Below are 8,471 nucleotides of genomic sequence, written 5' to 3' on the forward strand. Positions count from 1 at the left end.
CTCCCTCGTCATCGTCGAGACCCGGACGATCAGCAACAGCGCCCAGGAACGGGTGGAGTCCGAGGCGGTCCGCCTCGCCAGCATCGTCGACGCCGCCATGCCAGGGCGCGTCCCCCTCGGTCCGGCCCGACCTCTCCCCGCGTCCTCGGGGCTGTTGCCCAGCTGCTGATCTGTACCGGAGCCGTGGCCGTCATCGGCCTGTGGTGGTTCGACACCACCTCCGTGGTCGGATTCTCCGGGTGGCTGACCAACGCCGGCCGGGTGACCGGCCTGCTGGCCGGGTACGCCTGCGCGGTGCTGCTCGCGTTGATGTCCCGCCTTCCCGTGCTGGAGCGGGCCGTCGGCTCGGACCGCCTGGCTCGTTGGCACGCGCTGGGCGGCCGGTACACCATTTCGCTGACGCTCGCCCACGTCCTGCTGATCACTCTTGGCTACGCGGACAGCGCCCACGCGGGCGTCATCGGGCAGGCCACCACGCTCGTGCTCGCCTATCCCGACATGCTCATGGCCACGGCGGGCTTTGTGCTCCTGCTCGCCACCGGCGTCATCTCGGCCCGCGCCGCACGCCGCCGGCTGAGCTACGAGACATGGCATTACCTGCACTTCGCCACGTACCTCGCCCTCTTCCTGGCCTTCTCCCACCAGCTGTCCAATGGCGCCGACTTCGTCGCGCACCGCCCCGCCCAGCTCGCCTGGTACGCCCTCTACATCGGTGTGGCCTCGCTGCTGGTGTGGTACCGGTTCCTTACTCCGCTGCGGCGGGCACTGCGGCACCAGCTGGTCGTGACCGAAGTGCGGCCCGAAGCGCCCGGGGTGGTGTCCGTCTTCATGGCCGGTCTGCACCTTGACGATCTGGGGGCCCTGCCCGGTCAGTTCTTCCGCTGGCGTTTCCTCGCCCCCGGGATGTGGTGGACGGCGAACCCGTACTCACTCTCAGCGCCGTCCGACCGGGGATTTCTGCGCATCACAGTGAAAGCCGTCGGCCGCCACAGCGAGGCCCTGGCAAGACTGCGGCCGGGTACCCGGGTGTGGGCAGAAGGGCCCTACGGCGCCCTCACCGCGGCACGACACACGTCCTCCAAGGTCCTGCTGCTGGGCGGCGGCGTGGGAATCACCCCTCTGCTGGCCCTTTTCGAGACACTGCCCGGCAATGTCACCCTGCTGTACCGGGCACGCCGCCCGCAGGACCTGGCACTGTGGCGGGAAATCGATGCCATAGCCGCCCGTCGCGGCGCGACCGTGCACTACGTGGTGGACGAGCCTGCCGTGCACTCCTCGCCCCTCACCGCCGACGGACTGACCGTCCTGGTGCCTGACATCGCCGAGCGCGACGTCTACCTGTGTGGCCCCCCAGGGATGACATCCGCAGCAATACCGGCTCTGCGACGGGCCGGAGTACCGCGCCGCCGCATCCACCACGAGTCCTTCGCTTTCTGACGCCACCACGCCCCTGAAGGGAGCAGCCTCATGGCAGTACGCCGCGCCGCCCTCATGGCCACGTCCAGCGTTGCGGGCCTGGTCCTGCTGCTGTCCCTCAAGCCGCACCACACCACGCTGCCCGCGCTGGCGGGTACCGGCCCGGGTGCGGCGACGTCCTCGCCGACCCCCGGCTCCGGGGGGGCCGGCCACTCCACCGCATCGAGCGGCGGCGGTAACGGGGCCGGGGCCACCGGCACCTTCACCGGTGCCGTCGAGCAGACCCCCTACGGCCCGGTTCAAGTCGCCGTCACCCTCTCCAACGGCAAGCTGGCCAAGGTCCGGGCCCTGCAGACCCCCAGCGGGGATGCGCGCAGCCGGGCCATCGCCGACTACGCCGTGCCCACCCTGACCAGGGAGGCTCTGGGTGCGCAGAGCGCTCACATCCAGGCTGTCTCCGGCGCCTCCTATACCAGCGAGGGCTACATGCAGTCCCTCCAGAGTGCCTTGGACAAGGCCGGTGCCTGACCGCCCCGACGCCGGACGCGGCCCTGGGTTGCGCCACGTGGAGCACGCCATGGGCACGGTCTTCTCCTTCGACCTCCGCGACGCTCCCACGCGCGCCGTACGGCACGCCCTCGATGAAGCCGTGACATGGCTGCACCGGGTGGACGAGGTCTTCTCCACCTATCGCCCCGGCAGCCAGATCAGCCGGCTTGCCCGCGGCGAGATCGCCCTCGCCGACTGCGATCGGGAGGTCACCGAAGTGCTCGGGCTCTGCGAGAGCGCAGAACGCCTCACCGACGGCTGGTTCAGCCCCACGCCCGGTGGCCGCCTCGACCCCACCGGCTTGGTCAAAGGCTGGGCCATCGAGCGTGCGTCCGAGATACTGGAGCGGGCCGGGGCGCGCAACACCTGTATCAACGGCGGCGGCGACATCCAGCTGCGCGGCGAGTGCGCCCCCGGCGTGCCCTGGCGCATCGGCATCGCCCACCCCCTGCTGCCCGGTCAGCTCAGTACCGTCGTGGTCGGCCGGGATCTCGCCGTCGCGACGTCCGGCACGGCCGAACGCGGCCCCCACATACTCAACCCGCGCACAGGCCGTCCGGCAGAATCCGGCCTGCTCTCGATCACCCTGGTGGGCCGCCATCTCACCGACATCGACGTCTGCGCGACTGCTGGCTTCGCCATGGGCCCGAGCGCCCGTGAATGGATCGAGTCCCTCCCCGGTGTCGAGGCCTTCGCCGTCACCTCCGGCGACCGCGCATGGTGGACCGAAGGCTTCCCGGGCGTCGTCGGACCCTCTTCTTCCGGGACCTGGCCCGGCTGATCGAGGTCGGCCCTGGTGGGCCGGCCGGTCACGTGGTGTGCTGAAGGTGACGGGAAGGGTGAGAGAGACGCGGAGAAGCGGTTACGGCCGCGCACGGTGCGATCAGGATCCGCGCGTTGCGGATGTCCTTGCCGTCGGTCATGCGTCGAGCCGCCCCGCGCCCGACCCGTCGCGACCGCCTCATCGGGGCCGAAGGTCCCCATGACGGTGCCCGGGCGGCCCGTGGTGCCGCACCCCCTGGAGGCACAGGCTGACAACAGGGTGCCCGAACGGGATGCGGAGGGCGACGATGACGAACAGCCCGACGAACGGCGTCCTGGACAGGGACGGGTTGAGTTCCCTGGTCCAGCTCCTGGGTGCGCGGGGCCGCACGGTCATCGGCCCCACGGTCCGGGACGGTGCCGTCGTCCTCGCCGAGATAGCGTCGGCCGACGACCTGCCCTTCGGATGGGGCACGGAGGCCGAGGCCGGCCGCTACCGCCTCGTGCCGCGTGCCGACGGTGCCGTGTTCGCCCACACGGCCGGCCCTCAGTCGTGGAAGACGTTCCTGCACCCGCAGCACGAGAAGCTCTGGAGTGCCGAGCGGACGCCGGACGGCCGCCTGTCGGTCACCGAGGAGAACCCCCGGCAGCCGTCGTACGCCTTTCTGGGCGTACGCCCCTGCGATCTGCGGGCGATCGCGATCCAGGACCGGGTCCTGGCCGGCGGCCGGTACCGGGACAGGGGCTACGAGGAACGGCGGACGGGAGCATTTCTGGTCGCCGCCGAGTGCACCGAACCGGGTGCCACGTGCTTCTGCGCCTCCATGGACAGTGGCCCGGCGGCGGACGCCGGGTTCGACCTCGCGCTGACCGAGGTCCTGGACGAGACCGGTCACCGCTTCCTCGTCCGCGCGGGCAGCGAGGCCGGGCAGGACGTCCTGGCGCATGTCTCCTCTCAACCGGCCGACCCGGCGACGGAGCACGCGGCCCGTTCCGCGGTCGACGCCGCGCGGGACCGGATGGGACGGGCCATGCCGCCCGTGGACCTGCGCACCCTGATGGGCGAGAGCCTGGAGGCCGACCGCTGGGACGACGTCGCGGCCCGCTGCCTGACCTGCGGCAACTGCACCATGGTCTGCCCGACCTGCTTCTGCACGACCACCGAGGAGGTCACCGACCTCACCGGCGACCACGCCGAGCGGTGGCTGCGCTGGGACTCCTGCTTCGACGTGGACTTCTCCCACCTCCACGGCGGGCCTGTGCGGTCCTCGGCGCGCAGTCGCTACCGCCAGTGGCTCACCCACAAACTCTCCACCTGGTACGAGCAGTTCGGCAGCTCCGGCTGCGTGGGCTGCGGACGCTGCGTCACCTGGTGCCCGGTCGGCATCGACATCACCGAGGAAGCCACGGCGTTGCACGACGAACTCGCCGATCGTCTGCGGCGCGAGAAGCAGAGGGAGACGGAACGATGACCTCCACCACCACTTTTTCCATGGCTCTCCCGGTCGAGCACCGCGATCGGCTGATGGGCCTCGCTCACGAGGTCTCCTTCGAAGCCGGGAAGCGGCTCTTCGAAGAGGGCCGCAAGGCCGACAGGTTCTGGATCATCCGGACCGGAACGGTCCTCCTGGACCTGCACGTACCCGGCCGTCGCGCCGCCGTCATAGAGTCCCTGGGGCACGGCGAGCTGCTCGGCTGGTCCTGGCACTACGCACCGTATGTGTGGCAGCTGGGTGCCGAGGCGCTCAGCCCCGTACGTGCATGGGAATTCGACGCGAGGGCCGTACGAGCCGCATGTGCGCAGGATCCCGAGTTCGGCCGGGCGATCGCGACCTGGGTGGGTCGGGTCGTGGCTCACCGGCTACAGGCCTCGCGCATCCGTCTGCTCGACCTGTACGCGCCCTACGGCAGCGGGAGCCGGGAATGACGAACCTCCCCGTCCCCCTACAGGGTGAGCAGCCGGCTGCGCGAGACGGCCGACACGGTCAGTCTCACGCTCACGCCCGCCGGCGACGAGGCACTCGGGCCCTTCGACCCGGGGCAGTTCGCCATGCTGTACGCCTTCGGGGTCGGGGAGATCCCCGTCTCGGTGTCCCGTATCGGGCAGCGGGAGCTGGTCCACACGATCCGTTCGGTGGGCGCGGTCTCGGCCGCGCTGTGCGCGCTCCGGCCGGGCAAGGAGGTCGGCGTGCGCGGCCCGTTCGGCACCGGCTGGGAACCGGAGCGCGCGGCCGGTCAGGACATCGTGGTCGTGGCGGGCGGGATCGGTCTCGCGCCGCTGCGGCCTCTCGTGCTGGCCGCACTGGCGGCTCCGCGCGCCTACGGGCGGCTGAACCTGCTCGCCGGCACGCGCTCTACCGACGATCTCCTGTTCGCCGAACGGATGCGCACCTGGGCCGCCTCGCCCGGCCCGCCGCACTGCCGGGTCACGGCCGACCGGCCGGCCCCGGCTTGGTGGGGTCATGTCGGGCTGGTCACCACCCTGCTGAACACCGCCCGTTTCACACCGGGGAACACCACGGCGTACGTGTGCGGACCCGAAGTCATGATCCGGGCCACCGCGCGCGACCTGCTCCACCGCGGGGTGCCGGCGCACCGGATCCGGGTCTCGCTGGAGCGGAACATGCGCTGCGCCACCGGGCACTGCGGCCACTGCCAGCTCGGCACCGTCACGGACGCGTGCCTGGTACCGCCCACCGCGCAGAACCAGGGCGCCATCGAGGACGACCTGGTCCGGACCGTCGAGCAGGTCCTCGCCGAGGGCGATCCGTCCGACGAGGAGTTGACGCACCTGTGCGAACGGGCCATCCGCAACCACGACCCGTGCATCTCGTGCTCCACGCACTTCCTGGACCTGACCATCGCCCGCACCTGACGCCCCGAGGAGGACACCGTGCGCATCAGCCCGCACATCGTCAGCGACGTCATGACCCACACCGTCGTGGCGGTGGGCCGTGACGCCTCGTTCAAGGACATCGTCAAGCTCCTGCAGGAGTGGAAGGTGAGCGCCCTTCCCGTGCTGGAGGGTGAGGGCCGGGTGATCGGCGTCGTGTCCGAGGCCGATCTGCTGCTCAAGGAGGAGTTCCGCGACAGCGATCCCGACCGGGCCACGCAGATGCGCCGTCTGTCGGATCTGTCCAAGGCCGGAGGGATGACGGCCGCCGATGTGATGAGCACGCCGGCCGTCACCGTCCATCCCGACGCCACACTCGCACAGGCGTCCCGCATCATGGCCCAGCGCAACATCAAGCGACTGCCCGTCGTCAACGACGAGGGCCTCCTCGAAGGTGTGGTCAGCCGCGCCGATCTCCTCAAGGTGTTCCTGCGGACCGACGACGAGATCGCCGAGGAGATCCGTCAGGAGATCCTCGTGCCCCTCTTCCCCGCGCCTCTGGAGCCCGTGCAGGTGCACGTGGCCGACGGCGTCGTCACCCTGACCGGGCACGTGCGGGACACCTCCGTGGTGCCGATCGCCGCCCGCCTGGTGCGTTCCGTCGAAGGCGTGGTCGACGTCGACCTGGCCCTGTCCGGCGAAGTACGGGTGAGGGAACCCGGATGAAGTACCTCGACGAATACCGTGACCCGGCACTCGCCCGGAGGCTGCTGGACGAACTGCGCCGCACCGCGTCCACGCCCTGGCGGATCATGGAAGTCTGCGGCGGCCAGACCCACACCCTCGTCCGCCAGGGCATCGACGAACTGCTGCCCGCCGGTATCCGCATGATCCACGGGCCGGGCTGCCCGGTGTGCGTCACCCCTCTGGAGACCCTGGACCGGGCGATGGCCATCGCCGGCCGCCCCGGCACGATCCTCACCAGCTTCGGTGACATGCTGCGGGTGCCCGGCACGGACACCGACCTGCTGTCGCTGCGGGCGCGCGGCGCGGATGTACGGGTCGTGTACACGCCGATGGACGCGGTACGCATCGCCGCGGACTGCCCGGAGCGCCAGGTCGTCTTCCTCGCCGTCGGGTTCGAGACGACCGCGCCGGCCAACGCCATGGCGGTGCTGCACGCCGCACGACTGGGACTGGCCAACTTCTCGATGCTGGTCAGTCACGTCCTGGTGCCGCCCGCCATGACCGCCCTGCTGGAGGACCCCGACTGCGAGGTCGAGGCCTTCCTCGCGGCGGGGCACGTGTGCGCGGTGATGGGCTGGCGGGAGTACGAACCGATCGCCGCCCGCTACCGCGTGCCCATCGTGGTCACCGGCTTCGAACCACTCGATCTGCTGGAGGGCGTCCTCATGGCGGTACGCCAGCTGGAACAGGGCCGCTGCGAGGTCGAGAACCAATACGTGCGGGCCGTGCGCCGCTCGGGCAACACCGAGGCCCAAGACGTGGTCCGTACCGTGTTCCGTGTCACCGACCGTGCCTGGCGCGGCATCGGCGAGCTGCCCGGCAGCGGCCTGGAACTCTCCGGCGCGTACGCGCGCTTCGACGCCGCGCGGCGGTTCGACGTCGGCGGTCTTCGCACCGTCGAGGACCCCGAGTGCATCGCCGGTGCCGTACTCACCGGTGCCCGGCTGCCCACGGACTGCCCGGCATACGGCACCCGCTGCACGCCCCGCCATCCGCTCGGCGCACCGATGGTGTCCGCCGAGGGCACCTGCGCGGCCTTCCACGCCGCCGGCCGCACCAAGGAAGTGCATGCGCCATGACCCCCGACTGTCCCGTCCCCCACCACGAGGACGACGTCGTCCTGCTCGGTCATGGCGCGGGAGGGCGGCTGACCGCCGAACTCCTCGACACGCTGGTGCTGCCCGCCCTCGACGGGCACCACGGCCCTCTGGAGGACGCCGCCCTGCTGCCAGGCCGCCCGGACCTCGTGATCAGCACCGACAGCTTCGTCGTCAGCCCGCTGTTCTTCCCCGGCGGCGACATCGGTTCCCTGGCCGTGCACGGCACGGTCAACGACCTCGCCATGCGTGGTGCGCGGCCGATCGCGCTGTCCGTGGCGCTGAACGTCGAAGAGGGCCTGCCGCTCGCCGAACTGCGCAGCGTGGTGGAGTCGCTGGGCAAGGCAGCTCGTGACGCCGGGGTACCCGTCGTCACCGGTGACACCAAGGTCGTGGGCCGTGGCGCCGTGGACAAGATCTTCGTCAACACCACGGGCGTAGGGCACCGGCACCTGGGGCTGCGCCCGTCCGCCGCGCTCGCCCGGCCCGGGGACGCCGTACTGCTGTCCGGTCCGATCGGGCTGCACGGCACCTCCGTCCTGTCCACGCGCGAAGGGCTCGGCTTCGAAAGCGACATCGCCTCGGACAGCCGCCCCCTGCACCACCTGGTCGACGCTCTGGCGCCCCTCGGCGGCCACGTGCACAGCCTGCGCGACCCGACCCGCGGTGGACTGGCCGCGGTCCTCAATGAGATCGCCCGCGACTCGAACGTGACCGTCAACATCGACGAGAGTGCCGTCCCCGTTCCTCAGGCCGTCGGCGCCGCCTGCGACCTGCTCGGCCTCGATCCCCTGGTCGTCGCCAACGAGGGCTGCCTGGTGGCTTTCGTCGCCCCGTCGGCGGCGGACGAGGCGCTCGCCGGTCTGCGATCCCTTCCCGAGGGACGACAGGCGGTACGCATCGGAGAGGTGTCCCCTCAGGGCCCGGCCGGCTGGGTCATCCTTCGCACTCTGGTCGGCGCCCGGCGCGTGGTGGACATGCCCCTGGGTGAGCAACTTCCGCGCATCTGCTGAGACATCAGGAGCAATCGGGGCCCGGACAGGCGTGTGCGCGGCCGGTGTGACACC

9 protein-coding genes and 1 pseudogene are annotated in these 8,471 nt (G+C 71.1%); all 10 read left to right on the forward strand.

The genetic code is table 11. The features are described from left to right. Window positions 1–106: pseudogene (locus ABZ281_RS26345) on the forward strand (hypothetical protein); the annotation flags it as partial. A gap of 56 nt (window positions 107–162) precedes the next feature. Continuing rightward, window positions 163–1,437 (forward strand): ferric reductase-like transmembrane domain-containing protein, encoded by a 1,275-nt coding sequence (locus ABZ281_RS26350; RefSeq protein ID WP_356659300.1) that lies wholly within the window; start codon window positions 163–165, stop codon window positions 1,435–1,437. A gap of 30 nt (window positions 1,438–1,467) precedes the next feature. Continuing rightward, complete coding sequence (locus ABZ281_RS26355; protein ID WP_356659286.1) at window positions 1,468–1,944, forward strand: FMN-binding protein; 477 nt, start codon at window positions 1,468–1,470, stop codon at window positions 1,942–1,944. A gap of 49 nt (window positions 1,945–1,993) precedes the next feature. Beyond that, entirely contained in the window at window positions 1,994–2,746 is a 753-nt protein-coding gene (locus tag ABZ281_RS26360) for an FAD:protein FMN transferase (protein WP_356659288.1), read from the forward strand. Between the two features lie 289 nt (window positions 2,747–3,035). Next, the gene (locus ABZ281_RS26365; protein WP_356659290.1) at window positions 3,036–4,199 is read left to right on the forward strand and encodes a 4Fe-4S dicluster domain-containing protein; all 1,164 of its coding nucleotides are present in this window, start codon (window positions 3,036–3,038) and stop codon (window positions 4,197–4,199) included. Continuing rightward, on the forward strand, window positions 4,196–4,654 hold the full coding sequence (locus tag ABZ281_RS26370) for a cyclic nucleotide-binding domain-containing protein (protein WP_356659292.1): 459 nt from the start codon (window positions 4,196–4,198) through the stop codon (window positions 4,652–4,654). Before ABZ281_RS26365 ends, ABZ281_RS26370 begins: the two co-directional genes overlap by 4 nt. Before the next feature lie 24 nt (window positions 4,655–4,678). Continuing rightward, entirely contained in the window at window positions 4,679–5,602 is a 924-nt protein-coding gene (locus ABZ281_RS26375; protein ID WP_356659294.1) for an oxidoreductase, read from the forward strand. 51 nt (window positions 5,603–5,653) lie between these two features. Beyond that, entirely contained in the window at window positions 5,654–6,286 is a 633-nt protein-coding gene (locus tag ABZ281_RS26380) for a CBS domain-containing protein (RefSeq protein WP_356659302.1), read from the forward strand. Beyond that, the gene (gene hypD / locus ABZ281_RS26385; RefSeq protein ID WP_356659296.1) at window positions 6,283–7,386 is read left to right on the forward strand and encodes a hydrogenase formation protein HypD; all 1,104 of its coding nucleotides are present in this window, start codon (window positions 6,283–6,285) and stop codon (window positions 7,384–7,386) included. Before ABZ281_RS26380 ends, hypD begins: the two co-directional genes overlap by 4 nt. After that, a complete protein-coding gene (hypE, locus tag ABZ281_RS26390; protein ID WP_356659298.1) occupies window positions 7,383–8,417 on the forward strand; it encodes a hydrogenase expression/formation protein HypE in 1,035 nt (344 codons plus the stop codon). Before hypD ends, hypE begins: the two co-directional genes overlap by 4 nt. The last annotated feature ends 54 nt before the right edge of the window (window positions 8,418–8,471 follow it).

Source organism: Streptomyces sp. NPDC006265 (genome assembly GCF_040613555.1).
Taxonomy (GTDB): Bacteria; Actinomycetota; Actinomycetes; order Streptomycetales; family Streptomycetaceae; genus Streptomyces.

Excerpts from the sequence above, each read along its gene's own strand:
- ABZ281_RS26355 (WP_356659286.1), top strand. The coding sequence starts at position 1,468 with ATGGCAGTACGCCGCGCCGCCCTCATGGCCACGTCCAGCGTTGCGGGC.
- ABZ281_RS26360 (WP_356659288.1), top strand. The coding sequence starts at position 1,994 with ATGGGCACGGTCTTCTCCTTCGACCTCCGCGACGCTCCCACGCGCGCC.
- ABZ281_RS26365 (WP_356659290.1), top strand. The coding sequence starts at position 3,036 with ATGACGAACAGCCCGACGAACGGCGTCCTGGACAGGGACGGGTTGAGT.
- ABZ281_RS26370 (WP_356659292.1), top strand. The coding sequence starts at position 4,196 with ATGACCTCCACCACCACTTTTTCCATGGCTCTCCCGGTCGAGCACCGC.
- ABZ281_RS26380 (WP_356659302.1), top strand. The coding sequence starts at position 5,654 with ATGACCCACACCGTCGTGGCGGTGGGCCGTGACGCCTCGTTCAAGGAC.
- hypD (WP_356659296.1), top strand. The coding sequence starts at position 6,283 with ATGAAGTACCTCGACGAATACCGTGACCCGGCACTCGCCCGGAGGCTG.
- hypE (WP_356659298.1), top strand. The coding sequence starts at position 7,383 with ATGACCCCCGACTGTCCCGTCCCCCACCACGAGGACGACGTCGTCCTG.